23 protein-coding genes and 1 tRNA gene are annotated in these 26,449 nt (G+C 62.8%); 14 read left to right on the top strand and 10 right to left on the bottom strand.

All coding sequences use genetic code 11. The features are described 5' to 3' along the window. The first annotated feature begins 99 nt into the window (after nucleotides 1-99). From OKC44_RS16710 to OKC44_RS16670, 9 genes are all read left to right on the top strand, one after another. The gene (locus tag OKC44_RS16710) at nucleotides 100-1,431 is read left to right on the top strand and encodes a glutamine synthetase family protein (RefSeq protein WP_011707799.1); all 1,332 of its coding nucleotides are present in this window, start codon (nucleotides 100-102) and stop codon (nucleotides 1,429-1,431) included. Between the two features lie 187 nt (nucleotides 1,432-1,618). Then, nucleotides 1,619-2,980, top strand: coding sequence for an aspartate aminotransferase family protein (locus tag OKC44_RS16705; protein WP_011707798.1), 1,362 nt, complete (start codon nucleotides 1,619-1,621; stop codon nucleotides 2,978-2,980). Nucleotides 2,981-3,034: 54 nt separating this feature from the next. After that, nucleotides 3,035-4,132 carry a polyamine ABC transporter substrate-binding protein gene (locus OKC44_RS16700; RefSeq protein ID WP_016352333.1) on the top strand — a complete coding sequence of 366 codons (1,098 nt, stop codon included), beginning with the start codon at nucleotides 3,035-3,037 and terminating at the stop codon, nucleotides 4,130-4,132. Nucleotides 4,133-4,273: 141 nt separating this feature from the next. Beyond that, the gene (locus tag OKC44_RS16695; RefSeq protein WP_219255756.1) at nucleotides 4,274-5,335 is read left to right on the top strand and encodes a polyamine ABC transporter substrate-binding protein; all 1,062 of its coding nucleotides are present in this window, start codon (nucleotides 4,274-4,276) and stop codon (nucleotides 5,333-5,335) included. A 75-nt stretch (nucleotides 5,336-5,410) separates the two neighbouring features. After that, a complete protein-coding gene (gene potA, locus OKC44_RS16690) occupies nucleotides 5,411-6,565 on the top strand; it encodes a polyamine ABC transporter ATP-binding protein (protein ID WP_011707795.1) in 1,155 nt (384 codons plus the stop codon). Beyond that, nucleotides 6,562-7,467 carry an ABC transporter permease subunit gene (locus OKC44_RS16685; RefSeq protein ID WP_017409743.1) on the top strand — a complete coding sequence of 302 codons (906 nt, stop codon included), beginning with the start codon at nucleotides 6,562-6,564 and terminating at the stop codon, nucleotides 7,465-7,467. The genes potA and OKC44_RS16685 overlap by 4 nt, the downstream gene beginning before the upstream one ends. Then, nucleotides 7,464-8,306, top strand: coding sequence for an ABC transporter permease subunit (locus OKC44_RS16680; protein ID WP_011707793.1), 843 nt, complete (start codon nucleotides 7,464-7,466; stop codon nucleotides 8,304-8,306). The genes OKC44_RS16685 and OKC44_RS16680 overlap by 4 nt, the downstream gene beginning before the upstream one ends. Before the next feature lie 45 nt (nucleotides 8,307-8,351). Further along, on the top strand, nucleotides 8,352-9,062 hold the full coding sequence (locus tag OKC44_RS16675) for an MOSC domain-containing protein (protein ID WP_130631463.1): 711 nt from the start codon (nucleotides 8,352-8,354) through the stop codon (nucleotides 9,060-9,062). 147 nt (nucleotides 9,063-9,209) lie between these two features. After that, nucleotides 9,210-9,286: transfer RNA gene (locus OKC44_RS16670), tRNA-Pro, on the top strand. 286 nt (nucleotides 9,287-9,572) lie between these two features. Here OKC44_RS16670 and OKC44_RS16665 read toward each other — a convergent pair. Both OKC44_RS16665 and OKC44_RS16660 read right to left on the bottom strand, forming a co-directional pair. Next, nucleotides 9,573-10,100 (bottom strand): AbiTii domain-containing protein, encoded by a 528-nt coding sequence (locus OKC44_RS16665; protein ID WP_011707791.1) that lies wholly within the window; start codon nucleotides 10,098-10,100, stop codon nucleotides 9,573-9,575. A gap of 124 nt (nucleotides 10,101-10,224) precedes the next feature. Continuing rightward, on the bottom strand, nucleotides 10,225-10,689 hold the full coding sequence (locus OKC44_RS16660; RefSeq protein WP_029306122.1) for a thioesterase family protein: 465 nt from the start codon (nucleotides 10,687-10,689) through the stop codon (nucleotides 10,225-10,227). Nucleotides 10,690-10,822: 133 nt separating this feature from the next. Here OKC44_RS16660 and recQ point away from each other — a divergent pair, with 133 nt between their 5' ends. Further along, a complete protein-coding gene (gene recQ, locus OKC44_RS16655; protein ID WP_011707789.1) occupies nucleotides 10,823-12,658 on the top strand; it encodes an ATP-dependent DNA helicase RecQ in 1,836 nt (611 codons plus the stop codon). Between the two features lie 69 nt (nucleotides 12,659-12,727). On the opposite strand, the gene OKC44_RS16650 is transcribed toward recQ, so the two are convergent. Then, the gene (locus OKC44_RS16650) at nucleotides 12,728-13,027 is read right to left on the bottom strand and encodes a c-type cytochrome (RefSeq protein WP_270814190.1); all 300 of its coding nucleotides are present in this window, start codon (nucleotides 13,025-13,027) and stop codon (nucleotides 12,728-12,730) included. Nucleotides 13,028-13,130: 103 nt separating this feature from the next. On the opposite strand from OKC44_RS16650, the gene OKC44_RS16645 reads away from it, so the two are divergent. The 3 genes from OKC44_RS16645 to OKC44_RS16635 all read left to right on the top strand — a co-directional run bounded on the left by OKC44_RS16645 (nucleotide 13,131) and on the right by OKC44_RS16635 (nucleotide 15,663). Further along, nucleotides 13,131-14,558 carry a protein adenylyltransferase SelO gene (locus OKC44_RS16645; RefSeq protein ID WP_270814187.1) on the top strand — a complete coding sequence of 476 codons (1,428 nt, stop codon included), beginning with the start codon at nucleotides 13,131-13,133 and terminating at the stop codon, nucleotides 14,556-14,558. 10 nt (nucleotides 14,559-14,568) lie between these two features. Continuing rightward, nucleotides 14,569-14,856 carry a DUF3630 family protein gene (locus tag OKC44_RS16640; protein WP_162901770.1) on the top strand — a complete coding sequence of 96 codons (288 nt, stop codon included), beginning with the start codon at nucleotides 14,569-14,571 and terminating at the stop codon, nucleotides 14,854-14,856. 132 nt (nucleotides 14,857-14,988) lie between these two features. Then, nucleotides 14,989-15,663: a 7-cyano-7-deazaguanine/7-aminomethyl-7-deazaguanine transporter gene (locus OKC44_RS16635; RefSeq protein WP_118880163.1), complete on the top strand. Its 675-nt coding sequence runs from the start codon at nucleotides 14,989-14,991 to the stop codon at nucleotides 15,661-15,663. Nucleotides 15,664-15,933: 270 nt separating this feature from the next. On the opposite strand, the gene rraA is transcribed toward OKC44_RS16635, so the two are convergent. Further along, nucleotides 15,934-16,419, bottom strand: a complete 486-nt coding sequence (rraA, locus tag OKC44_RS16630; RefSeq protein WP_005306574.1) for a ribonuclease E activity regulator RraA — start codon at nucleotides 16,417-16,419, stop codon at nucleotides 15,934-15,936. 146 nt (nucleotides 16,420-16,565) lie between these two features. Between rraA and OKC44_RS16625 the strand changes: the two genes are divergently transcribed. Beyond that, the gene (locus OKC44_RS16625) at nucleotides 16,566-18,419 is read left to right on the top strand and encodes a methyl-accepting chemotaxis protein (protein WP_017409750.1); all 1,854 of its coding nucleotides are present in this window, start codon (nucleotides 16,566-16,568) and stop codon (nucleotides 18,417-18,419) included. Nucleotides 18,420-18,476: 57 nt separating this feature from the next. On the opposite strand, the gene mgtE is transcribed toward OKC44_RS16625, so the two are convergent. The 6 genes from mgtE to OKC44_RS16595 form a co-directional block, all read right to left on the bottom strand. Further along, the gene (gene mgtE / locus OKC44_RS16620) at nucleotides 18,477-19,901 is read right to left on the bottom strand and encodes a magnesium transporter (RefSeq protein ID WP_039213006.1); all 1,425 of its coding nucleotides are present in this window, start codon (nucleotides 19,899-19,901) and stop codon (nucleotides 18,477-18,479) included. Between the two features lie 132 nt (nucleotides 19,902-20,033). Further along, on the bottom strand, nucleotides 20,034-21,440 hold the full coding sequence (gene cysG / locus OKC44_RS16615) for a siroheme synthase CysG (protein ID WP_270814183.1): 1,407 nt from the start codon (nucleotides 21,438-21,440) through the stop codon (nucleotides 20,034-20,036). A gap of 12 nt (nucleotides 21,441-21,452) precedes the next feature. Continuing rightward, a complete protein-coding gene (gene nirC, locus OKC44_RS16610) occupies nucleotides 21,453-22,265 on the bottom strand; it encodes a nitrite transporter NirC (RefSeq protein WP_270814181.1) in 813 nt (270 codons plus the stop codon). 57 nt (nucleotides 22,266-22,322) lie between these two features. Next, a complete protein-coding gene (gene nirD, locus OKC44_RS16605; RefSeq protein ID WP_016352322.1) occupies nucleotides 22,323-22,640 on the bottom strand; it encodes a nitrite reductase small subunit NirD in 318 nt (105 codons plus the stop codon). Further along, complete coding sequence (gene nirB / locus OKC44_RS16600; protein WP_270814180.1) at nucleotides 22,640-25,186, bottom strand: nitrite reductase large subunit NirB; 2,547 nt, start codon at nucleotides 25,184-25,186, stop codon at nucleotides 22,640-22,642. Before nirB ends, nirD begins: the two co-directional genes overlap by 1 nt. A 287-nt stretch (nucleotides 25,187-25,473) precedes the next feature. Beyond that, the gene (locus OKC44_RS16595) at nucleotides 25,474-26,385 is read right to left on the bottom strand and encodes a LysR family transcriptional regulator (RefSeq protein ID WP_270814178.1); all 912 of its coding nucleotides are present in this window, start codon (nucleotides 26,383-26,385) and stop codon (nucleotides 25,474-25,476) included. Nucleotides 26,386-26,449 lie beyond the last annotated feature (64 nt).

Raw genomic sequence — 26,449 nt, 5'->3', positions numbered from 1 at the left:
TGGCGGGCTTTTATGGTGGTGTTGATTACAATTTGATAACAAGGGTGTTCCATATATTAGACACCCTTGCCAATGGCAACCGTAGAGTCGGGGTTTAACATGGACAGTATCAAGGGCTGGATGGAGAGCAATCGCATCACGGAAGTGGAGTGCCTGTTTCCGGATTTCACCGGCAATGCCCGAGGCAAGATCATTCCAGCCAACAAGTTTCTGCGCGAGGGGGGCATGCGGCTGCCCGAGGTCATCTTCACCCAGACGGTGACCGGCGAGTATCCGGATGACGACAGCATGATCGACCCGCTGGAGCGGGACATGCAGCTCTATCCCGATCCCAACACCATTCGTTTCGTCCCCTGGGCGCTGGAGCCGACCGCCCAGGTGATCCACGACTGTTTCGACATCAATGGCAAGCTGATCGACATCGCGCCGCGCTCCGTGCTGCGTCGGGTCCTGTCATTTTACGAGAAGCAGGGCTGGAAACCGGTGGTGGCCCCCGAGCTGGAATTCTATCTGGTCAAGCGCAACGAAGACCCCGACTATCCGCTGGTGCCGCCGGTGGGGCGCAACGGCCGCCCAGAGACGGCCCGCCAATCGTTCAGCATCGATGCGGTCAACGAATTCGACCCCATCTTTGAAGACATGTACGACTACTGCGAGGCGCAGGAGCTGGAGGTGGACACCCTGATCCACGAGTCCGGCGCCGCCCAGATGGAGATCAACTTCCTGCACGGCGACGCCGTCGATCTGGCGGATCAGGTGTTCCTGTTCAAGCGCACCATGCGGGAAGCGGCCCACCGCCACGGGATTTACGCCACCTTCATGGCCAAACCGATGAGCGACGAGCCCGGCTCCGCCATGCACATCCACCAGAGCCTGGAAGATGTGAACGGCCGCAACCTGTTCGGCACCGAGAACGGCGGCCACTCCGAGCTGTTCATGCACTTCATCGCCGGCCTGCAGAAATACACGCCGGCGGTGACCGCGCTGCTGGCCCCCAACGTCAACTCCTACCGCCGCCTCACCTTTGGCGAGAGCGCGCCACGCAACGTGCAGTGGGGGGTGGAGAACCGCACCTGCGGGCTGCGGGTGCCCTTCTCCGAGGCCAGTGCCCGCCGGGTGGAGAACCGCTTCGCCGGCGCCGATGCCAACCCTTATCTGGCGCTGGCCGCCACCCTGGCCTGCGGCTACCTCGGCATGATGGAGAAGCTGGAGCCGCTGCCGGAGATGAAGTCGAGCGCCTATGAGCTGCCCTACAGCCTGCCCCGCTCGCTGGAGGAGGCATTGAGCCACCTGGAGCAGTGCGACCCCATCAAGGAGATGCTGGGCGAGCGCTTTACCCGGGCCTTTGTGGCGGTCAAACGCAAGGAATATGAGACCTACTTCGGGGTGATCAGCCGCTGGGAACGGGAGTTCCTGCTGCTGAACGTGTGACCCAGATGCGCGCCGGTCGCGCATCACCCTGCCCGGAGGGGCCGCCGGCCCCTCCCGCATGAATCGAGACAGTTGGGGAGCAGGCACTGCACGACACTCGGTGCGTCACCGTGACCGGGGGAGTTGTCTGTACCTCCTCAACTGACCAACAAACATCGCTTAAATCGAAGGAACCGAGGAGCAAGCAATGCAGCATACCACCCGTGAGTGGCAGCAACTGGAAGCCAGCCATCACCTGCATCCGTTTACCGATTTTCAGGCACTGAACAAGAAAGGCAGCCGCATCATCACCCGGGCCGAAGGCGTCTATCTGGAAGACTCCGAAGGCAAGCGCATTCTGGACGGCATGGCCGGCCTGTGGTGCGTCAACCTGGGCTATGGCCGCCAGGAGCTGGTGGACGCCGCCACCCGCCAGATGCAGCAACTGCCCTACTACAACCTCTTCTTCCAGACCAGCCACCCGCCCGCTGCCGAGCTGGCGACCCTGCTGGCCGAGATCACGCCGCCGCACCTCAACCACGTCTTCTTCACCGGTTCGGGCTCCGAGTGCAACGATACCGTGCTTCGCATGGTGCGCCACTACTGGGCCAGCAAGGGGCAGCCGGACAAGCAGGTGATCATCAGCCGCCACAACGCCTACCACGGTTCCACCGTGGCGGGCGCCAGCCTGGGCGGCATGAAGGGGATGCACGCCCAGGGCGGATTGCCGATCCCCGGTATCGTGCACATCGACCAGCCCTATCACTTCGGCGAGGGGCAGGGGATGAGCGCCCACGAATTCGGGCTGGCCCGTGCCCGTCAGCTGGAGGAGAAGATTCTGGCGCTGGGGGTGGACCAGGTGGCCGCCTTTATCGGCGAGCCGATCCAGGGCGCCGGCGGCGTCATCATCCCGCCCGACAGCTACTGGCCCGAGATCCAGCGCATCTGCGACAAGTACGGCATCCTGCTGATCGCCGACGAGGTGATCTGCGGCTTTGGCCGCACCGGTCACTGGTTCGCCAGCGAAGGCTTCGGCATCAAGCCGGATCTCATGTGCCTGGCCAAGGGCATCACCTCCGGCTATCTGCCGATGGGGGCCGTGATGGTGGGGGACAGGGTCGCCAAGGTACTGGTGGAAGAGGGAGGCGAGTTCAACCACGGCTTCACCTATTCCGGCCATCCGGTGGCCTGCGCCGTGGCGATTGCCAACATTACGCTTATGCAAAACGAAAGCATAGTTAAGCGAGTTCATGATACCATCGGCCCCTATTTGCAGCGCCGCTGGGCGGAGCTGGCGGACCATCCGCTGGTGGGCGAAACCCGTGGCAAAGGCCTGGTGGCCGCGCTGGAAATAGTGCAGGACAAGCAGACCAACAGCCGCTTCCCGGCTGGGCTGCAGGCCGGTATGACCTGTCGGGAGTTCTGCTTTAACAATGGCTTGGTGATGAGGGCGGTCGGCGATACCATGATCATATCGCCCCCCTTGGTGATCACCGAGGAACAGGTGGATGAATTGGTCAATCTGGCCAGGCTCAGTCTCGATCTGACGGCGGCAAAGCTGCGGGGATAGGCGGGCGCCGGGCAGGTTGGCTTGCGCATACAATTTGCTTAGGAGACAAGGACGATGTCTTTCAAAACGGGAATGATTGCAGCCTCTGTGGCACTGGTCATGATGAGTACCGGGGCGATGGCCGAGGACAAGGTGTTGCACGTCTACAACTGGAGCGATTATATCGCGCCAAACACGCTGGAAGACTTCCAGAAAGAGACGGGCATCAAGGTGGTCTACGACGTGTTCGACAGCAACGAGGTGCTGGAAGCCAAGTTGCTGGCCGGCAGTTCGGGCTATGACATCGTCGTGCCGTCCAACCCCTTCCTGGCCAAGCAGATCAAGGCGGGCGTGTTCCAGAAGCTGGACAAGTCCAAGCTCTCCAACTGGCAAAACCTGGATACCTCGTTGCTCAAGGCGCTCGAACCGAGCGACCCGGGTAACCAGTACTCCATTCCTTACCTGTGGGGCACCATCGGTTATGCCTACAACCCGGAGAAGGTGAAAGCCGTGCTGGGTGACAAGGCGCCGGTGGATTCCTGGGATCTGGTGTTCAAACCGGAAAACATGGCCAAGTTGAAGGAGTGCGGTGTCTCCTTCCTCGACTCGCCGACCGAAATGCTGCCGGCCGCCCTGCAATACCTGGGCTTCAAGCCGGACAGCCAGAAGCCGGACGAGCTGAAGAAGGCGGAGGAGCTGTTCCTCTCCATCCGTCCCTATACCGCCTACTTCCACTCCTCCAAATACATTTCGGATCTGGCCAACGGCAACCTGTGCGTGGCGGTCGGTTACTCCGGTGACTTGCAGCAGTCCAAGTCACGGGCGATCGAGGCCAAGAACGGCGTCAACCTGACCTACGTGATCCCGAAAGAGGGGGCAGGCAGCTTCTTCGACATGCTGGCCATCCCGGCCGATGCCAAGAACGTGGAGGCGGCCCATGTGTTCCTGAACTACCTGATGAAGCCGGAGGTGATCGCCAAGATCTCCGACGCCGTCAGCTACCCGAGTGGCAACAAGGCTTCCGTGCCGCTGGTGTCCGAGAAGATCCGCAACGATCCGGGCATCTACCCGAGCGACGAGACGCTGGCCAAGATCTACACCTTCCCGGATCTGCCGGCCAAGGTGCAGCGTCTGATGACGCGTAGCTGGACCAAGATCAAGTCAGGCAAGTAAGTGACGAGTGCCCCTCCCGGTCCGCAGTTCGGCCGGGAGGGAGGTGACCCACCCGACAGGTTGGACGGCGCGTAAGGATGCGCGACTGGCAAATCACACATTAAGAGGACTGAGTAAGTGCACACAACCAAGATAGTGACGATGGCCCTGGCTCTGGGGTTGGCAAATGTGGCTCAGGCAGCCCCTGTAGTCCACTTTTACAACTGGTCCGACTATATCGGCGAGACCACCCTCAGCGACTTTCAGCGGGCGACCGGGATCCAGACCGTCTATGACGTGTTTGATTCCAACGAAACCCTCGAAGGCAAGCTGCTGACCGGACGCACCGGTTACGATCTGGTGGTGCCCTCCAACAATTTCCTGGCCAAACAGATCAAGGCGGGGGCCTTCCAGAAGCTGGATCCCGCCCTGCTGCCCAATCTGGCCAACCTGGATCCCGTGCTGCTCAAGCAGCTCGACAAGGTGGATCCGGGTCATCAGTACGCCGTGCCCTATCTGTGGGGCACCAATGGCATCGGTTACAACATCGACAAGGTCAAGGCTGTGCTGGGGGTCGACAAGATTGACTCCTGGGCCGTGATCTTCGAACCGGAAAACATGCAGAAACTGGCCCGTTGCGGGGTCGCCTTCCTCGACTCGGCAGACGAGATGATCCCGGCGGCGCTCAACTATCTGGGGCTCAACCCCAACAGCCAGGATCCGGCGGATCTCAAGCGCGCCGAGGAGCAGCTGCTCAAGGTGCGCCCCTACGTGGCCTATTTCCACTCCTCCAAGTACATCGGCGATCTCGCCAACGGCGACATCTGCGTGGCGGCCGGTTTCTCCGGCGACATCCTGCAGGCGGCGGCCCGTGCCGACGAAGCCGGCAAGGGGATCAAGATCGCCTACAGCATACCGAAGGAGGGGGGCAACCTCTGGTTCGACATGATGGCGATCCCGGCTGATGCCACCAATGTGAAAGAGGCGCACGCCCTCATCAACTACGTGCTGCAGCCAGAGGTGATTGCCCAGATCAGCAATCATGTGGGCTACGCGAACCCCAACGCCAAGGCGGGGGAGTTCATGGAGGAGCACGTGCGCAATGACGAGTCCGTCTATCCACCCCAGGCGGTGCTGGAGCGGCTGTATGTGCAGCAGGCACATCCCCGTGCGGTGCAGCGCCTGATCACCCGGAGTTGGACCAAGATCAAGTCCGGAACCTAACCTTGGCGCCCATCCCGGGGCGCCAGACTGTTTTATGGATCGGCCCCGGCCGGTATTACCTTTGGGAGTTTGGTAATGGCGATAGCCTCCAGTGCCTACAAGAAAGCCCTCGAGGGCAGCCAGCAACGCAAAGAAGTGCTGGTCAAGATAGACAGGGTAAGCAAGCAGTTCGATGAAACGCTGGCGGTCGACAACGTGTCCCTCAACATCCACAAGGGCGAGATCTTCGCCCTGCTGGGCGGGTCCGGCTCCGGCAAGTCGACCCTGCTGCGGATGCTGGCGGGGTTCGAGCGTCCCACCGAGGGGCGCTTGTTCCTCGACGGGGTCGACATCACCGACATGCCGCCCTATGAACGCCCCATCAACATGATGTTCCAGTCCTACGCCCTGTTCCCCCACATGACGGTGGCGCAGAACATCGCCTTCGGCCTCAAGCAGGATGGCCTGCCCAAGGCGGAGGTCGATGCCCGGGTGGAGGAGATGCTCAAGCTGGTGCAGATGACCCAGTATGCCCGTCGCAAGCCCCATCAGCTCTCCGGCGGCCAGCGCCAGCGGGTGGCGCTGGCGCGCTCGCTGGCCAAGCGCCCCAAGCTGCTGCTGCTGGATGAGCCCATGGGGGCGCTGGACAAGAAGCTGCGCTCCCAGATGCAGCTCGAGCTGGTCGAGATCATCGAACGGGTCGGGGTAACCTGCGTCATGGTGACCCACGATCAGGAAGAGGCGATGACCATGGCCGAACGGATCGCCATCATGCACCTGGGCTGCATCGAGCAGATCGGCAGCCCGATGGACATCTACGAAACCCCGGCCAGCCGGCTGGTGTGCGAGTTCATCGGCAACGTCAACCTGTTCGACGGCCTGCTGGTGGAGGATGAGCAGGACCACGCCACCATCGCCTGCGCCGATCTGGAGCAGCCCATCTATGTGGGCCACGGCATCAGCTCCCGCGCCGAGAACAAGAAGGTCACCTACGCCCTGCGGCCGGAAAAACTGCTGATGAGTCTGCAAAAGCCGGTGGAGATCGAGCATCCGGACTTCAACTGGACCAAGGGCGAAGTCTATGACATCGCCTATCTGGGCGGTCATTCGGTTTATCACATCCAGTTGCCTTCGGGCAAAATCGTTCAGGCTTTCATCGCCAATGCCGAACGCCACGGCAAGCGGCCGACCTGGGATGACCAGGTGTTCCTCTACTGGGAAGATGACAGCGGCGTGGTGCTGCAATCATGATGGCATTGAGACGACTGAAGGCACTGGGGGGGCGGCAGCTGGTGATCGGCATCCCGTTCTTCTGGCTGTTCCTGTTCTTCCTGCTGCCCTTCATCATAGTGGTGAAGATCAGCTTTGCCGAAGCGGACGTGGCGATCCCGCCCTACACCGACGTGGTGAGCTGGGCCGACGATCAGCTCACCATCTTGCTGCACATGGGCAACTACCTGCTGCTGCAGGAAGATGAGCTCTACATCGCGGCCTATCTCGGCTCCCTCAAGATGGCTTTCATCAGCACTGTGCTCTGTCTGCTGATCGGCTATCCGATGGCCTATTCCATCGCCCGGGCCAACAAGGAGACCCAGACCGTTCTGCTGTTGCTCATCATGATGCCGACCTGGACCGCGATCCTGATCCGGGTCTACGCCTGGATGGGCATTCTCAGCAACAACGGCCTGCTCAACAGCCTGTTGATGGGCATCGGCCTCATCAACGAGCCGCTGCAGATCCTCAACACCAACCTGGCGGTCTACATCGGCATCGTTTACTCCTACCTGCCGTTCATGGTGTTGCCGCTCTACGCCAACCTGGTCAAGCACGACCAGAGCCTGCTGGAGGCGGCCTCCGACCTCGGTGCCCGCAACCTGACCCGGTTCTGGCAGATCACGGTACCGCTCTCCAAGAACGGCATCATCGCTGGCTGCATGCTGGTGTTCATCCCGGTGGTGGGCGAGTTCGTCATTCCGGAGCTGCTGGGCGGCCCCGAGACCCTGATGATCGGCAAGGTGCTGTGGCAGGAGTTCTTCAACAACCGTGACTGGCCGGTGGCGTCCGCCCTGGCGGTGGTGATGCTGGCGGTGCTGATCATTCCGATCATCCTGTTCAACCGCAACCAGGCCAAAGAGCTGGAGGGGAAAGTATGAGGCGCTTTGGTTTTGCCAAGCTGATGCTGTGGCTGGGGCTGCTGTTCATCTACCTGCCGATGATCATCATGGTGATCTACTCCTTCAACGCCTCCAAGCTGGTGACGGTCTGGGGCGGCTGGTCGCTGAAGTGGTATTTCGGCCTGCTCGACAACAAGCAGTTGATAGGTTCGGTACTGCGTTCGCTGGAGATCGCCTTCTATACCGCCATCGCGGCGGTGGCGCTGGGGACGGTGGCGGCCTTCGTGCTGACCCGGATCCCGCACTTCCGTGGCCGGACCCTGTTCGGCGGCATGGTGACGGCGCCGCTGGTGATGCCCGAGGTGATCACTGGTCTCTCCTTGCTGCTGCTGTTCGTGGCCATGGCCCAGCTGGTGGGCTGGCCCGCCGAGCGGGGCATGGTGACCATCTGGATCGCCCACACCACCTTCTGTACTGCCTATGTGGCGATCGTGGTGTCGGCCCGCCTGCGGGAACTGGATCTCTCCATCGAGGAGGCGGCCATGGATCTGGGGGCCAAGCCTTGGAAGGTGTTCTTCCTGATCACCATCCCGATGATCGCCCCCTCGCTGGCGGCGGGCGGCATGATGTCGTTTGCCCTGTCGCTGGATGACCTGGTGCTGGCGAGCTTCGTCTCCGGCCCGGGCTCGACCACCCTGCCGATGGAGGTGTTCTCAGCGGTGCGGCTCGGGGTGAAACCCGAGATCAACGCGGTGGCCAGCCTGATCCTGCTGTCGGTATCGCTGTTCACCTTCGGCAGCTGGTATCTGATGGCCAAGGCGGAGAAACGTCGCCGCGCCGAGATCGCCATGACCACCCAGATGCAGGCAGTCGCCTGACCTCGTGTTAAGATCCGCATTCTCTCGTCAATCCGGAGGATGAGAATGCGGATCTCCATCTTTAGCGGCCAGGGTACCGAACTGGTTCCCGGCCTTGTCAGTGCCATCCACAAACAAGCCACCTCCATACCGCTCTGGTGCGGTCCCAATGGTCTGGCTGGCGACGAACAGTGCGACCAGCGCCACCATGGTGGCCCTGATCGGGCGCTGCACTACTATCCCGCCGATCACTACCCCTGGTGGCACAACTGGCAGACGGCGCTGGGCCTGCCGGCCCCGCGTACTCCCTGGCAACCGGCTGCCTTCGGCGAGAACCTCTCCGGGGTCGGGCTGACCGAGGCGCAGGCCTGCATCGGCGATGTCTATCGACTCGGCGAGGCGCTGATCCAGATAAGCCAGCCCAGATCCCCCTGCTTCAAGCTCAACCAGCGTTTCGGCTATGGCCAGATGTCGCAGGTGATGCAGCTCAGCGGCCGCTGCGGCTGGCTGTTGCGGGTGCTGGAGGAGGGAATGGTGATGCCGCAGGAGCGGCTGGAGCTGGTGGACAGGCCCTACCCTGAGCTGACGGTAAAGCGCACCGCCGACATCTTGTTCAACCAGCTGCGCAACGAGGCGGACCTGCTGTTGCTGCTGGAAAATCCGGCCCTCTCGCCCAACTGGCGCAAGCATGCGGCAGACTGGCTGGAGCATGGTGTGGTCGCTGACTGGCGTCGTCGCTTGCTCGGCCCGGCCGAATTCCAGCTCACTGTGTCATAAGCGTTGCCAGGCCATTTTTTGGCCGCTGACGGCTCAGGACGGATGGAACTGACGAATAGTTGAGCGAACAGCCATTTTTTTGCTTCCAAACGTAAAAAAGGCTTGTGTCGAGTCGGGGCTTTCGGTAAATTCCCGTCCCGCAGACATCGGTGTGTAGCGCAGCTTGGTAGCGCACTTCGTTCGGGACGAAGGGGTCGGAGGTTCGAATCCTCTCACACCGACCACATTAGAAAAGGCCGCTCAATAGAGCGGCCTTTTCGCATTTGGCGTTTGCGCAAGTGAAGGGAAATATTCAAGGCTGGCGGCTTGCTAGGGTAACTGCAATGCTCCTTTGTCTCTCTGGCCCTCTGTTTCATCCATCTCGTCAGTTCCGTTGCCCGGCGCTGGGCAATAAAAGGGCCACCGCTCGGTGGCCCAGGGTGGAGTCTGATCCTGACTCCGGCACTCTAGATTGTGGCAATCTCTGGTTGGGTTCTGTCTATGGTGCCCTCCTTGCGCGCTAGGCGCCTGTTAGATATGCCAGTGCTGATGCCGCAATGCCTTGAAGCCGTGCTGAGGTTGCAAGGCCGCGTGCTTGGGGTACTCACTAATGAAATGTTCGATTCCCTCCATCAGTTGTTCACGTAATGAAGACACGGGCTCATGCCAGGCTTGCAGGCATAGATGGCCGGGGATCAGCTGCTCCTGATAATCTTCCAGCAGCTGTTCTGGCCAGGGTTCAATACCGGAATTGCGTTGCAGCAAATAGTGGGCGGCGGGTTCACGGGCATAGATGAACTGAATTTGGGCCAGGTCGCGTTGGCTTAGCGTTTGACTGTTGATATGACAAGTCAGGTATTTTCCCGTCTTCAGGTCCAAGAAGTGACCGCGTTGCCGACAGGCTATGATGCGATACCAGGGCAGGGGCGAACAGAGAGAGTATCCCTCAAGCTCCTGTTCCAGCCAGTGGCGACACTCGGGTGTCTGCACCTCGTCGAGCATGGACTCGAGCTGCCTCAACAAGGCTCTGGATGGTTTGGTGGCCAGTTTCGCACTCATCGCCTGCAATCCTCCCTCTGCACACAATCCCGACTTTCAGTATGAACCTGGTGGCGGCAGAGGGGGTAAGGTTTCTAATGATTAAAATCAGATTAGCAGCGTGGTTTTTATGCAATAGGTTGGCTCAGCCTACCAGATAGGTGCCGGTACCGAAGGCGATATGAGTCCCTTCTTCGTTGTGCAGTTCCATGCGGGCAACCGCGACCTTGCTGCCGGCCCGGATGATGTGGGCGGTGGCGATGAACTCGTTGCCGCGCCCCGGCCGCAGGTAGTCCACCCGCAGATCGATGGTACCGAGGCGGGAGAAGCGCTCCTTGAGGTAGCTGGGGGAGAAGTCTTCCAGCTCGTCGATGCAGGAGGCGGCGACTATCATGCCGCCGGCCACATCGAGCAGGCTGGCGGTGACGCCGCCGTGCAGGATGTTGTGGAAGGGGTTGCCGATCAGCTTCTCCTCCATCTTGATGCGCAGCTCCACCTTGTCGAAGTCGTAGTGCGTTACCTGCATGCCAATCAGCTTGTTGAACGGCATCCTCTCGGCGAACAGGTTGGCAATGCCACTGAGCGCCATCTTCTTGAGCATCTGTTTCATTCCTTGAGTCCGATCCCTGGCAGTACGACCGAGTAAAAACTCCAGCCAGTCTGCAACACTTCCTTAACAGTCGCAATGGCAGGTTTATTGTGGGCGGCGGCTGCTTTAGAATGGCGACCCCAAAGGAGAGCCCATGACCGCCATTGCCGAAACCCTGCCTGACCCTCAGCCAGAGAATCCGCTTGCCCTGCTGCAGGCGGTGTTCGGCTATCAGCAATTCCGGCCGGGCCAGCTCGAAATCATCGAGCAGATTGTGGCGGGGCGCGATGCGCTGGTGCTCAAGCCCACCGGTGGCGGCAAGTCGCTCTGCTACCAGATCCCTGCATTGTTGCGCCCTGGGCTCGGGGTAGTGGTCTCTCCCCTCATTTCGCTGATGAAGGATCAGGTGGACAGCCTGCGCGCCAACGGCGTGGCGGCGGTCTACATCAACTCGGCCCTCAGCCGGGAGGAGATGATCCAGAATTTTGCCGCCATGCGGCGCGGCGAGATAAAAATCGTCTATGTCTCCCCCGAACGCCTGCTGCAGCACGAGTTTATGGATCGGCTGGCGGAGCTGCCGCTCGGCCTGTTTGCCATCGACGAGGCGCACTGCGTCTCCCAGTGGGGGCACGACTTTCGACCGGAATACGCGGCGCTGGGCCGGCTCAAGCAGTGGTTCCCGCAGGTGCCGGTAGTGGCGCTCACCGCCACTGCTGATGAGGCGACCCGCAGCGATATGCTACATCGGTTGGAACTCCACGACCCCTTTATCCACACCGCCAGCTTCGATCGACCCAACATACGCTACAGCCTGGTGGAGAAGTTCAAGGCGGCGGAGCAGTTGCTGCGCTACGTGCAGAGTCAGAAGGGCAACTGCGGCATCGTCTACTGCTCCAGCCGCAATCGGGTGGAGGAGGTGGCCGAGCGGCTCTCCCGCCACGGCTGCAAGGCGGCGCCCTATCACGCCGGCCTGCCGCTCGAGCTGCGCCAGCGCACGCAGGAGTCCTTCCTGAAGGACGACATCGAGATAGTGGTGGCGACGGTGGCGTTCGGCATGGGCATCGACAAGCCCAACGTGCGCTTCGTGGTGCACTACGACATTCCCAAGAACATTGAGTCCTACTATCAGGAAACCGGCCGGGCCGGCCGTGACGGTACCCCGGCCGAGGCGCTGCTGCTGTACGATCCCGCCGACATCGGCCGGGTGCGCCGGCTGCTCGACAACATCGAAAACCCCCAGCAGTTGCAGGTGGAGCAGTACAAGCTCAACGTGATGGCGGCCTTCGCCGAGGCGCAGACCTGCCGGCGCCAGGTGCTGCTCAACTACTTCGGCGAGTACAACGACAAGCCGTGCGGCAACTGCGACATCTGCCTCGACCCGCCCCAGAGCTATGACGGCACCGAAGATGCCCAGAAGGCGCTCTCCTGCGTCTGGCGGGTGGGGCAGAACTTCGGGGTGGGTTATGTGGTGGAGGTGCTGCGCGGGTCGCTGAACCAGCGCATCAAGGATCACGGCCACGACAAGCTGTCGACCTACGGCATCGGCAAGGATCAGAGCCACGAGTACTGGATGAGCGTCATCCGCCAGTTGATCCATAAGGGGCTGCTGACCCAAAACATCACCCGCAATCTGGTGCTGCAGTTGACCGAGGCGGCCCGTCCCGTGCTGCGCGGCGAGGTGAAGCTGGATCTGGCGGTGCCGCGCCTGCAGCCCATCTCCAGCCGCAAGGAGAAGCGCAACGGCCTGCTCGACAACGCCAACTACGACAAGCGGCTGTTCAAGGAGCTGCGCGCCCTGCGCAAGCAGATCGCCGAGGATGAAGAGGTGCCGCCCTACGTGGTATTCAACGACGCCACCCTGGTCGAGATGGCGCAGCTGATGCCGATGACCGAGGCGGAAATGCTGGCGGTCAACGGCGTGGGTCACCGCAAGCTGGAACGCTTCGGCGAAGCCTTTATGGACCTGATCATCGACTACTGCCGTCGGTAAAAGGTTGGTGAAGTAGAGCCGGGCAGAAGCTTCGCCAACTGGCGGCGCCCTTCTGCCGGGCGCGCCTGGTTATTTGAGACTGGCGTAATAGGCCGCTAGGTTCTCCATGTCCGCATCGGTGAGCGGCGCCATGAAGGGCACCATCAAAGGCTCCTTGCGGCTGCCATCCTTGAAGGCCTTCAACTGTTTCACCAGATAGGCGGCGTTTTGCCCAGCCAGATGGGGATAGTTGGGAATAAGAGCCTTGCCTTCGACCCCGTGACAGGTGGCGCAGACGGCGGCCTTGGCCTTGCCTGCCTCGATATCGGCCGCCTGGGCCGGCCCCCACAACAACAGCAACAGGGGCAGGGCGCCCAACCATCTTTGCATCTTCTTCTCCTTGAAATGAAATAGCGCATCGTCCGTTAGCCAGTGCTGGCCGACGGCGGTATAAAGAGTGACACGAGCATACGCAGGGACGAACCGCACCACCATGAAGCTGATCAACACTTTTGCCACCGAACTACCCTGGGCCTGCGAGCCTGTCGCACCCCAGCCACTGCATGCCCCCGGCCTGCTGCACCTCAACCGTGCGCTGCTCGGCGAGCTGGGGCTGGGGGCGGTGAGCGAGGCCGACTGGCTGGCCTGCTGTGGCCATGGGCAGCCCTTGCCCGGCATGCAGCCGGTGGCCCAGGTCTATGCGGGCCACCAGTTCGGCGGTTACAGCCCACGCCTTGGCGATGGCCGCGCCCTGCTGCTGGGGGAGCAGCTGGCGCCGGATGGCAGCCGCTGGGACCTGCACCTGAAAGGGGCGGGCAAGACCCCCTTCTCCCGTTTCGGCGATGGCCGCGCTGTGCTCCGCTCCAGTATTCGCGAGTATTTGGCCTCCGAGGCGCTGCATGCCCTCGGTATCCCCACCACCCGGGCACTGGTGCTGGTGGGCAGCCAGGAGCCGGTCTACCGCGAACAGGTGGAGACAGGTGCGACCGTGCTGCGTACCGCCCCGAGTCATCTGCGCTTCGGCCACGTCGAGTATTTCGCCTGGAGCGGGCAGGGGGAGCGGATCCCGGCCCTTATCGATTATCTGCTGCGCCACCATTTCCCCGAGCTGGCCGATGGTGCCGAGCTGTTTGCCGAAGTGGTGCGCCGCACCGCGCGGCTCATCGCCAAGTGGCAGGCAGCAGGCTTCTGCCACGGGGTGATGAACACCGACAACATGTCGCTGCTCGGGCTGACGCTGGATTACGGTCCCTACGGCTTCATCGATGCCTATGTGCCGGACTTTGTCTGCAACCACTCGGATCCGGGCGGCCGCTATGCGCTGGATCAGCAGCCGGCGGTGGGTTACTGGAATTTGCAAAAGCTGGCGCAGGCGCTGGCCGGCCACGTGGATGGGGACACGCTGGCAGCGGCCCTGGCCCAGTACGAACACCAGTTGATGCTGCACTACTCCGAACTGATGCGCGCCAAACTGGGGCTGGCGGTGTGGGAAGAGGACGATCCTGCGCTGTTTCGCGAGCTGTTCCGGCTGCTGGCGGCGCACGGGGTGGATTACCACCTGTTCCTGCGTCGTCTCGGTGAGGTGACGGGAGAGGGGGCATGGCCCGTCAGCCTGCTGGCCCTGCTGCCGGAGCCTGCCGCCTGGCAAGGGTGGCTTGAGGCCTATCGGGCGCGCCTGGCCCGGGAAGGGAGTGAGGATGGCGTGCGCAAGGGGCTGATGGATGCGGTCAACCCCAAGTATGTGCTGCGCAACGCGCTGGCCCAGCGGGTGATCGAGGCCGCCGAGCAGGGCGACATGGCACCGTTCGAGCGGCTGTTTGCGGCCCTGCAACGCCCCTATGATGAGCAACCCGAATACGAGGATCTCGCTACTCCGCAACCGGCATGGTATTGCGGTGGCGAGCTCTCTTGCAGCAGTTGAGGAGTCGCAGATGAACTGGCGTATCGCGCAGACAGACAGGGAAGCCGGGGTGGTGACGCTGGTGAACCCCGCGCTCGACTGGGACAGCTTTCCGACTCTGGCCGAGGCTCTGTTGCAGGAGTGGGAGCTGGTGGCGCTCGAGCGGGAGTGTGGTGCCGATCGTCACAGCTGGCTGCTGGAGTTCGAAGGGAGCCGCTTTCGGCTCGAATACGAACACTACAGCGGCTGCTGGCTGGCGGCGGAGCAGCCGGCCGATGCCGAGGTACTGCTCTGGCTGGCCCGCCAGCATCAGGGCTGAGCAGGGGCGGCAGCATCAAGCAACCGCATAAAGATTGAACTATCAGTGTGGGGGCGTATAATCTCGCCCCTCAATTATCGCCAATGGTGGCGGTATGGGTTCCCTAACCCCATTAACCAAAAAGGTCACAATATGAATCTGACCCCTGCTCAGCACCAGACGGCGCTGGTGCGCCTCTCGTTGTTCCACATCCTGATCATTGCCAGCAGCAACTACCTGGTGCAGCTGCCGATCACCATCTTCGGCTTCCACACCACCTGGGGTGCCTTCAGCTTCCCGTTCATCTTTCTGGCCACCGACTTGACGGTGCGGATCTTCGGGGCCGGTCTGGCGCGCAAGATCATCCAGACCGTGATGCTGCCGGCGCTGGCCATCTCCTATGCCCTGTCGGTGCTGTTCTTCGAGGGCAGCTTCCAGGGCGTCGGCAACCTGGCCGAATTCAATCTCTTTGTTGCCCGGATTGCGTTAGCCAGCTTTATGGCCTATCTGGTGGGCCAGTTCATGGACGTGGTGGTGTTCAACCGACTGCGGTTGTTGAAAGCCTGGTGGGTGGCACCGGCTGCCTCCACCCTGTTCGGCAACCTGGTGGACACCATCGCTTTCTTTACCATCGCCTTCTGGCGCAGCACGGATCCCTTCATGGCCGAGCACTGGGTCGAGATTGCCACCGTGGACTACGTGTTCAAGCTGCTGATAAGCCTGGGATTGTTTGTGCCGCTCTACGGCGTGCTGCTGCGTTATCTCAGCCGCAAGCTGGTGGGCGAGGCCGGATTGGCCAGCCTGCAAACGGCCACCCGGCAAGCCTGACGAGATTGACCACCCACTGCGGTGGTCAATTTTTTTGCATTTTTGGCAAATAAGAGTTGCCAAGTTAAATGAGAATGATTATTGTTACATTGTTTTCCGGGAAAGACTTCATTCGTTCCAACGTGATGGACTTCTTGTGAAGGCACGACATTGCTCACATTGCTTCCAGTTAAGGGGCCAGTTTTTACTGGCCCTCTTTTTTTGCATGTTTTCGGCCAGCGACGGGTATAAAAAATGGGAGCCTTGGCTCCCATTTTCACTCTGCTCTGCTTACTCGATGTCGAGTGCATCGGGGGAGAGGATCACCCCTGTGGTATCGGCGTAGAGGTGGTCGTCCGGCAGGAAGGTGACACCGCCGAAGTTGACCGGCAGATCGGTCTCGCCCACGTCCTTGCTGTCGGCACCCACCGGAATGGCTGCCAGCGCTTGAATGCCGATATCCAAGTCTTCCAGAATGTCGACCTCGCGCACGCAGCCGTAGCAGACGATCCCTTCCCACTCGTTTTCGGCCGCCGTGGTGGCGATCTCGCTGTCGATAAGGGCGCGGCGCATGGAGCCACCGCCATCGATCAGCAACACCCGACCGACGCCGTTCTCTTTGACGAGTTCACGGATCAGGCCGTTTGATTCGAAGCATTTAACTGTGGTGATGACGCCGCCGAACGAGGCGCGGCCGCCGAAGGAGCAGAGCATGGGTTCGAGCACATCCACCATGTCCTGATAGATGTCGCACAGTTCTGAAGTGTTGTATTCCATTGTGTCAAATCCACCGCTGGAAACAGGTGGGATCCAGTATAAGGAGTGGGACCGGCATTTCAATGAATATTCCTTGAACAACAACGGGGATAACGTTTTCCGCATAAGCTCAATGCAGTCCATCCCGTGCTTGTGAGAGGTTCATCGTGCTGATCCGTCATAAATTGATCCTGAATACCGCGCTGGTCGCCGTTGCCATGCTGGTATTGAGCGGCCTGTTTCTCTACTCCAACCAGGTGAGTCGCCATCTGACCGAGGCCCAGCGCAACGTGGACGGGCTCGAGATCGCCATGCTCAACCTACGACGGGCCGAGAAGGATTTCCTGATCCGCAAGGATCCGGCCTTCGTGACCCGCTTCAACGAGGTGCTGGCCAATTTTCACCAGCTCAACCAGACCCTGGGTCAGGATGACAACCTCAGCGCCGTGCAGGGCGAGCTGACCCGGCTGGATCAACAGATGGGGGCCTATGGCAAGGCCTTCAACGATCTGGTGGCCCAGCAGCAGATCATCGGGCTGGGGCCGGAAGACGGCCTCTATGGGCGTTTGAGAACCGCGGTGCATCAGGTGGAAGAGGGGCTCAAGCAGCTCGATGAGCAGGGGTTGCTCATCACCATGTTGCAGCTGCGGCGGGCGGAGAAAGACTTCATGCTGCGCTCGGACATCCAGTATCTGGAGCGCTTCCAGACCCTGCACAAGGACTTCCAGCAGCGGCTGGCAACCCTGCCGGAGGCTGATCGCGGCAAGCTGGAGCAGGCCAGCGAGCAGTACCGGCAGGACTTCGTCGCGCTGGTGCAGGGCATGCAAGTGCTCGGACTGAGTGAAGATGAGGGGCTGCGCAATGAGATGCGGGGCCTGGTGCATCAGACCGAGCAGGGCTTTACCGCCGTCGGCAAGCACATCGCCGACGAGCTGGTACGGCAGACCTCACGCCTCAATACCCTGATGCTGGTCTGCGGCGGCATCATCATAGTGCTGATCGGCATCATGAGCATGCTATTGGGCCGCAGCATCGACCGCCCCATCTCGCGGGTGAATGACACCGTCAACCGCATCCGGCAGGACAACGATCTGCGCCTCAAGATAGAGCTGCAGGGGGCGGACGAGATGGCCCAGCTGGCAGGCAATCTGGACGTGATGCTGGGGGGCTTTCGCCACCTCATCGGCGACGTGAAGCAGAGCGTACACACCCTGACCGAGGCGGCGGATCACCTCTCCGGCAACGTGCGCCGCACCAGCGAGGGGGCCGCTCGCCAGCTGCAGGAGACCGACATGGTGGCGACCGCCTCCACCGAGATGGGCTCCACCATAGAGGAGATCGCCCGTAACACCGAGCAGGCCGCCAACAATGCCCAGACCACCAACAACAAGGCGATGGAGGGACGCAGTGCGGTGGAGAACACCGTCAGCCAGATCCGCTCCCTGGCCGACAATCTGGAGAACTCCTCCCGCGAAGTGGCCCAGCTGCAGCAGGAGAGCGAAACCATCGGCTCTGTGCTGGACGTGATCCGCGGCATCGCCGAGCAGACCAACCTGCTGGCTCTCAACGCGGCCATCGAGGCGGCGCGGGCGGGGGATCAGGGGCGCGGCTTTGCGGTGGTGGCGGACGAGGTGCGTAGCCTCGCCATCCGCACCCAGAAGTCGACTCAGGAGATCGCCGGTATCATCAGCTCGCTGCAGAAGCAGACCGGCAACATAGTGGGCATGATGGCGACCTGCCGCGAGCAGGGCAACAGCAGCTCGGAGCAGGCCAGCATGGCGGGCGAACTGCTGGAGCAGATCACCCAGGACGTCACCCACATCATGGACATGAGCACCCAGATTGCCGCCGCCATCGAGCAGCAGAGCCTGGTGGCCAATGAGGTGAACCGCAACGTCAACAACATCCGCGACATCGCCCAGGAGTCGAGCCTGATGGCGGAGGAGAACGCCAAGTCGAGTCACGGCCTGACCGAGCAGGCCAAGCTGCTCAACCAGGCGGTGGCCAAATACCGGGTGTAGCGGCCGCGCCAAATGAACAAGGGAGCCATAAAGGCTCCCTTTTTATTGCTAAGCGGATTAAAGCAGGAACAGGGTGGCCAGCCCCAGGAAGATGAAGAAGCCGCCGGTGTCGGTGATGGCGGTGATCATCACGCTGGCCCCCACCGCCGGATCGCGGCCCAGCCGGCTCATGGTCATGGGGATGATGACCCCCATCAGCGCCGCCACCAGCAGGTTGAGCATCATGGCGAGCGTCATCACCGCGCCCAGCGCCGCATCCTGATAGAGGATGTAGGTGGCCACCCCCATGGTGCCGCCCCACACCAGGCCGTTGATCAGGGCCACCCCCAGCTCGCGCCACAGCAGGAAGGAGACGTTGCCGGTCTGGATATGCTGCAGCGCCAGCGCCCGCACTATCATGGTGATGGTCTGGTTGCCGGTGTTGCCGCCGATGCCGGCGACGATGGGCATCAGCGCGGCCAGCGCCACCAGCTGGGAGATGGTGTGCTCGAACAGACCGATCACCCGCGATGCCACGAAGGCGGTGCAGAGGTTGATGGCGAGCCAGGCCCAGCGGGTCTTGACCGCCTTGGAGACGGGCGCGAACACGTCCTCCTCTTCACTGATCCCCCCCATCCGGCGCAGGTCGGTGTCACTCTCCTCATAGACCAGATCCACCACCTCGGCGACGGTGAGCCGGCCCATCAGCTTGCCACGGCCGTCGATGACGGCGGCGGAGACCAGGTCGTCCCGCTCGAAGGTGCGGGCGGCGGCCTCATCGTTGTCTTCCGGATCGAAGGTGACCGGATCCTTCTCCATCACGTCGCGCACCAGGGTCTCGGGTCTGTGCAGCAGCACAGTGGTGAGCGGCAGCTCCCCCTGCAGCCGGTTGCGCCGGTCGGTGACGAACAGCTTGTCGGTGTTGGCGGGGATCTTGCCGCGCAGGCGCAGGTAGCGCTGCACCGTGGCCAGGCTCACCTCGGCCCGCACCGTGATGAGCTCGAAGTCCATCATGGCGCCGACCGTGTGCTTGCCGTAGCGGATCACCTCCCGCACCCGGTCGCGCTGGGCCGGGGCCATGGAGGTGAGCAGCCGCCCCATCAGGTTGCGGGGCAGGTACTGGCCCAGATAGATCTGATCGTCGATGTCGAGGGTGCGCAGGGCGTGCAGCAGCTCCTTGTCGCTCATGCCGCTGATGAGGCTGTCCCACACCGTCTCCGACGCCTCGACCAGGATCTGGCCGTGCTTCTCCTCGTCCACCTGCTGCCACAGCACGTGACGCTCGTCCGGCGGCAGGGATTCCAGCGCATCGGCGATATCGGCGGCGGGCAGGCTGTTGACCAGCCGGGTGAGCTCGCTGGTCTGATCCCGCAGAGTGGCATCCTGCACCCCTTGCGGGTCGAGCAGGCTGTCGGTGAGGGCATCATCGGCCAGCAGCAGGGTGAGAATGCGCGATCTGTCTTGTTCACGCTGTTTGGCGCTGTTCTTGGCGGGGAGGGACATGAAGCAGAATTCCTGAATTCGGTGGTCCGGCTGACACACCCCATAGGATACCAGACTCAAAACAAGAGGTTATGACAGTAAATGCAGAAAAAGAAACGCCACCCGAGGGTGGCGTTGGAATGGATGCCGCGATCAGGCCGAGGCGAGGGCCGCGTCGGCGGCGCATCCTTGCCCGAACCAGGCAAGCTGGTCCGCCAGGGTCACCACGGATCCCACCATGATGAGGGCCGGACTCTCGACCCCTACCGCCAGTTCGGGCAGCTGATCGAGGGTGCCGCGAATGACCCGCTGGCTTGGCTGGGTGCCGCGCTCGATCAGCGCCACCGGGGTGTCGCCCGCCTTGCCGTGGGTCAGCAGCTGCTCGCGGATGGTGGCACAGGAGGAGAGCCCCATGTAGAACACCAGGGTCTGCTTGTCTTTGGCCAGCAGCGGCCAGTCGAGATCCTGGGCGCCCCCTTTGCCGTGGGCGGTGACGAAGCGCACGCTCTGGGCGTGGTCGCGGTGAGTCAGCGGAATGCCGGCGTAGGCCGCGCAGCCGCTGGCCGCGGTGATCCCCGGCACCACCTGAAAGCCGATGCCGCTGCCGACCAGCGTCTCCAGCTCCTCGCCGCCTCGGCCGAAGATGAAGGGGTCGCCCCCCTTCAGCCGCACCACCCGCTGGCCCTTCTTCGCCTCCTCCAGCAACAGCTGGTTGATCCCCTCCTGCGGCACGCAGTGGTTGCCCGCCTGCTTGCCGACGAAGATACGCTTGGCATCCCGGCGCACCAGCGCCATCACCTCGTCGGAGACCAGCCGGTCATAGACCACCACGTCCGCCTGCTGCATCTGGCGCAGGGCGTGCAGGGTGAGCAGGCCCGGATCGCCGGGGCCTGCCCCCACCAGCACCACCTCGCCAGCGGTCTGGCTCTCGTCGGCAAACAGGCTGTCGGCCAGCTGATTGGCAGAGGCGCTATCGCCCCGTGCCAGCGCCTGCCCGAGCCGGTCCGCCCCGAGCAGCCGTTCCCAGAAGCGGCGCCGCTCGCCCATGCTGGCGAAGCGGGCCTTGACCCGCTCCCGCAGGCTGCCGGCGAAGGCCGCCACGGCGCCCAGATGCTGGGGCAGCAGGGCTTCGAGTTTTTCCCGCAGCAAGCGGGCCAGCACCGGGGCCTTGCCGCCGGAGGAGATGGCCACCATCAGCGGCGAGCGGTCGATGATCGACGGCATGATGAAGCTGGAGCGTTTCGGGTCATCCACCACGTTGGCAAAGATCCGTGCCTGATTGGCGCTCTGGTAGACCAGGGCGTTCACCTCGCGCCGATCGGTGGCGGCCACCACCAGCCACTTGCCCGTCAGTTGCTGCGGCGCGAATTCACCGGCCAGCCACTCGATGCTGCCGTTGGCAGCCAGTTCCGCCAGCTCGGGGTCGAGCTCGGGCGCTACGACTGTGAGCTGGGCACCGGCATCCAGCAGCAGGCGCGCCTTGCGCTCCGCTACCTCGCCGCCGCCGACCAGCAGCACGGGTTTGTTGTCGAGTCGGCAAAAGATGGGCAAGTAGTCCATGGGGCCTCCTGATCAGGCGGTTTGGGTCTGGCTGGCAGTGGTGGTGGTCTCGCTCACCGCGACCGGGCGCTCAGCCTTGGGGGTGGCATACCAGTAGCCGAGGCCCATGAAGAGGGCGCCGGAGACGGTGTTGCCCAGGGTTACCCACAGCAGGTTGTGGCCGATGCCGCCCAGGGTGTAGGCCTCGGAATGGGCACCGAACCAGGAGAGGGCGAACAGGGTCATGTTGGCGACCGAGTGCTCGTAGCCGGAGGCGATGAAGGCCAGCAGGCACCACCAGATGGCGATGAACTTGGCGGCACCCTCGGTGCGCAGCGCCATCCAGATGGCGAGGCAGACCAGCCAGTTGCACAGCACGCCCTTCATGAACAGGGTCAGCGCCGGTGCCTGGGTCTTGGCCAGCGCCACCTTGTGCGCCAGGCTGCCCGCGTCCGGCAGCAGGCTGCCGCCGTAGGAGTAGATCAGCGCCACCGCGATGGAGCCGAGCAGGTTGCCAGCCCAGGTCTGCGGCAGGATGCGCAGCAGATCGGCCATGGCGATCTTGCCGGTCTTCACCCCGAAGGTGAGGAGCATGGTGTGGCCGGTGAACAGCTCGGAGCCTGCGATGATGACCAGGGTCAGGGCGATGCCGAAGGTGGCTCCCATCACCAGCGGACGGATGCTCGGATCCACCAGGTTGCCCAGGGTGAAGATGAGGATGATGCCAAGGCCCACATAGGCCCCCGCCATGGCGGAGCTGAGCCAGAAGCCGAGCTTGTCGCTGCGCTCGAAGCGGTTGATGCGGGCCGCGTTGGCGGCGCACTTGTTGATGGTTTCGGTATACATCTTTGTTTCCTTCAAGAGGGCCGCCCGCGGGCAGCCCGAAAGAGAGTGAAATCGGCTTTAGACGGCGACCCAGACCTGCTGGTCGCGTACTTCAACGGGATAGCTTTGCACCGACATGGCGGCGTTCTCGAGGCAGTGGCCGTCGCGCAGACGGAAGTGCTGCTTCTTGAGCGGGCTGGCGACCCAGAGCTCACCCTCGTGTTCACCTACGATGCCGCGCGACAGTACGTTGGCGGCGAAGAAGGGATCCCGGTTGTCGATGGCGAACACCTCGGCCGCCGCGCTCGGGCGGAACAGGGCGATCTGGCGCCCTTCGAGCAGAGCACAGACGCCGGTGCCAGGGAGTATGTCGTTGAGTTGGCAGGCTAATTTCATCATTTGGTTTCCACCTCGATCTGGTAGACGGGGATGCGCTCGGCCGGGGTGGCCGGTCGGTGCTGGTCGCGCTCGCTGACGAACTGGACGTCCGGGTCGCGCTTGTCGCTGTTGATGAAGTGGCTGAAGCGCTGCAACGCTTGCTCTTCGTTGAGGGTGCGCGACCATTCGCACTCGTAGCTGTCGATAAGGCGCTGAATATCGCGCTCCAGGGTGTCGGCCAGCCCCAGCTTGTCGTCGACGATCACCTCGCGCAGGTAGTCGACGCCTCCTTCCAGATTGCCGAGCCAGACCGAGGTGCGCTGCAGTTTGTCGGCGCTGGTGACGTAGAACATCATGAAACGGTCGATCAGCTTGATCAGCGTCTCGCGGTTGAGGTCAGACGCCAGCAGGTCGGCGTGGCGTGGCTTCATGCCGCCGTTGCCGCCTACATAGAGGTTCCAGCCCGCGTCGGTGGCGATGATGCCGACGTCCTTGCCCTGGGCTTCCGCACATTCACGGGTACAGCCGGAGACACCGAACTTCATCTTGTGGGGGGTGCGAATACCCTTGTAGCGGTTCTCGAGGAAGACCCCGAGGCCGACGCTGTCCTGCACGCCGAAGCGGCACCAGGTGCTGCCGACGCAGGTCTTGGCCATGCGCAGCGCCTTGGCGTAGGCCTGACCGGTCTCGAAACCGGCCGCCAGCAGTTTGCGCCAGATGGCGGGCAGATCATCCTTCTGGGCTCCGAACAGACCGATGCGCTGGGCGCCGGTGATCTTGGTGTAGAGCTTGTAGTCGCGGGCCACTTCGGCCACCGCCAGCAGCCCTTCCGGGGTCACTTCACCGCCGGCCATGCGCGGGATGACGGAGTAGCTGCCGTCCTTTTGCATGTTGCCGAGGAAGATGTCGTTGGTGTCCTGCAGCTGGGTGTTGAGCGGGCTCAGCACATAGTCGTTCCAGCAGGAGGCGAGGATGGAGCCGACGGTCGGTTTGCACACCTCGCAGCCATGGCCGTGACCGTGCTTGGCCAGCAGCTCGTCGAAGCTCTTGATCCCCTCCACCTTGACCAGGTGGAACAGCTCTTGACGGGAGTAGGGGAAGTGGCCGCAGAGGTGGTTGTTGACCTCGATGCCCTGCTTCACCAGCTCGGCGTTGAGCACCTGGCTGATGAGCGGCACGCAGCCGCCGCAGCCGGTACCGGCCTTGGTGTGCTGCTTGATGGCGGCCAGGGTGGTGTGACCCTCGGCCACCGCCTTGGCGATGTCGCCCTTGGAGACGTCAAAGCAGGAGCAGATCTGGGCACTTTCCGGCAGGGCATCCACCCCCAGGGTCGGTTTGGCACCGGCGTAGGCGGGCAGGATCAGGGTGTCCGGGTGGCTCGGCAGCGGCAGGGCGTTGAGCATCATCTGCAGCAGGTTGCCGTAGTCATCCACGTCACCCACCAGCACGGCGCCGAGCAGGCGGCTGTTGTCTTCGCTCACCACGATCTTCTTGTAGACGCCGGCCTGGTCGTCCTGGAACACATAGCTGTGGCTGCCCGGGGTGCGGCCATGGGCATCACCGATGGAGCCGACGGAGACACCGAGCAGTTTGAGCTTGGCGCTCATGTCCGCCCCTTCGAAGCGGCTGTCGCCGCCGAGCAGATGGTCGACGGTGATCTGGGCCATTTTGTAGCCCGGTGCCACCAGGCCGAAGAAGCGGCCCTGCCAGGCGGCGCACTCGCCGATGGCGTAGATGTCGGGGTCGGAGGTGAGGCAGTGATCGTCGATCAGCACGCCGCCACGGTCGGCAATGGCCAGTTCGCAATAACGGCCCAGGGTATCCTGCGGGCGGATGCCGGTGGAGAAGACCACCACGTCCACTTCCAGCTGGCTGCCGTCGGCGAAGGCGAGGCGGTGCTGGGCGTCGCGGCCGCCGTGCATCAGGATCTCGCTGGTACTCTTGCTGGTGTGCACCTGCACGCCCATGGATTCAATCTTGCGGCGCAGCAGCTGGCCGCCCTGACCATCGAGCTGCTCTGCCATCAGCACAGGAGCAAACTCCACCACGTGGGTCTCGAGACCCAGTGCCTTGAGGGCGCCGGCGGCTTCGAGGCCAAGCAGACCGCCCCCGATCACCACCCCGCTCTTGCCGCTCTTGGCGGCGCTGCGGATGGCTTTCAGATCCTCGATGGTGCGATAGACGAAGCACTCGTGGTGCTGACTGCCCTGGATGGGCGGCACCCAGGGGTAGGAGCCGGTGGCCAGCACCAGCTTGTCGTACTCGACCACAGTGCCCTTGTTGGAGTGCACTTCGCGGTTGGCCCTGTCGATTTTTTTCACCGCTTCGCCGAGCAGCAGGCGGATGCCGTGCTTGTCGTAGAAACCGGGTTTGACGAGGGAGAGATCTTCGCTGGTGTGATGGGAGAAGTAGGAGGAGAGATGGACGCGATCGTAGGCGGGACGGGGTTCTGCACCGAAGACGGTGATCTCGTAGCGGCCCGGGTCGGCCCGCTCGATCAGCTCTTCGATGAAGCGGTGCCCCACCATGCCGTTGCCCACAACGACCAGTCTGACTTTGCTCATAGTTGCCTCAAGTTTGGAGTAATAAAACATCATTCTGAGGCTAGGCTACCCAGTCGGCAGGGGCAGACGATTGATGCAAATCAAGTGTCTATTTATATATCCCCTCAGGGGTAATTCCTGATAATTCAAAGCTATACATAAATAGGTATACCAGTGGTGCAATTGGTGGCGGAATGCGGATCGGGACCGCAGCAGCAGGGGCGGCCTGGCTGACCACGCAAAGCAAGGCCCGTACTGCCAAAAGGCGTGAAAGATTCCTTCATTGGCAGTTTGGCGAGGGGAGAGCCCTACGGCAGGGGGCGGTAGGGGTTCTGGGCGCAGATGTCGCGAATGAGGGTGCGCAGCCAGCGGTGGGCCGGATCCGCGTCCAGCCGGGGGTGCCAGAGCAGGGCGACCCGGATCCCGGGCAGGGTGAAGGGCAGGGGCCGCACAACCAGATCGCCCAGCAGGGCGGCGCAGTGGTGCTCCGGCACCGTGGCCACCAGGTCGCTGCCGCGCACCAGCGCCAGCGCGGTGGCAAAGCCAGGGACCAGAGTGGCGACGGTGCGGGTCAACCCCAGCTTGGTCAGCGCCTCATCGACCGGGCTGTGGGGCTGGCCGCGGCGGGACACCAGCACGTGACGCGCCTCGGCATAGTGGCTGGCGGTCAGCGGGCCATCGCACAGTGGATGGCCCGGCCGCACCACCGCGACGAAGTGGTCCTGAAACAGCGCCTGGGTACGCAGCTCGGGCGCCGTGGTGGCGCTGATCACCCCGGTCTCGAAATCCAGCTCGCCGCTGCGCAGGGGGCCGCTCTCCTTGTCGGGTTTGGCCAGAAAGTGGAGCCGCACCCCCGGCGCTTCGGCGGCGAGCCGGCTCAGCAGGGCGGCGCCGAACAGTTCCACCAGCCCCTCGCTGGCGCGCAGGGTGAAGGTGCGTTCCAGCCGCGCCGGGTCGACCTCCAGCCGGGGGCGCAGCACCTCCTCGGCTTCCTGCACCAGCCGGCCGACCTGTTCGCGCAGCAGCAACGCCCTGGGGGTGGGTACCAGGCCGCGGCCGGCCCGCACCAGCAGCGGGTCGCCGGTGGTCTCCCGCAGCCTGGCCAGGGCCCGGCTCATGGCGGAGGGGCTCAGGCCCAGTCGTCTGGCCGCGCCCGCCACGCTGCCTTCGTCCAGCAGGGCATCCAGGGTGATCAGCAGGTTGAGGTCGGGAGTGCTCATGTGCATGCCTTCATCGAGGTGGGTGCAAGGGGCCAGCTTCATCATACCCGAGAACGGGCCCCCT

This window comes from Aeromonas sp. S41-2 (assembly GCF_027705845.1).
GTDB lineage: Bacteria > Pseudomonadota > Gammaproteobacteria > Enterobacterales > Aeromonadaceae > Aeromonas > Aeromonas hydrophila.
The sequence above is the reverse complement of the archived record's forward strand: the minus strand, read 5'-3'. Positions and strand labels throughout refer to the sequence as shown.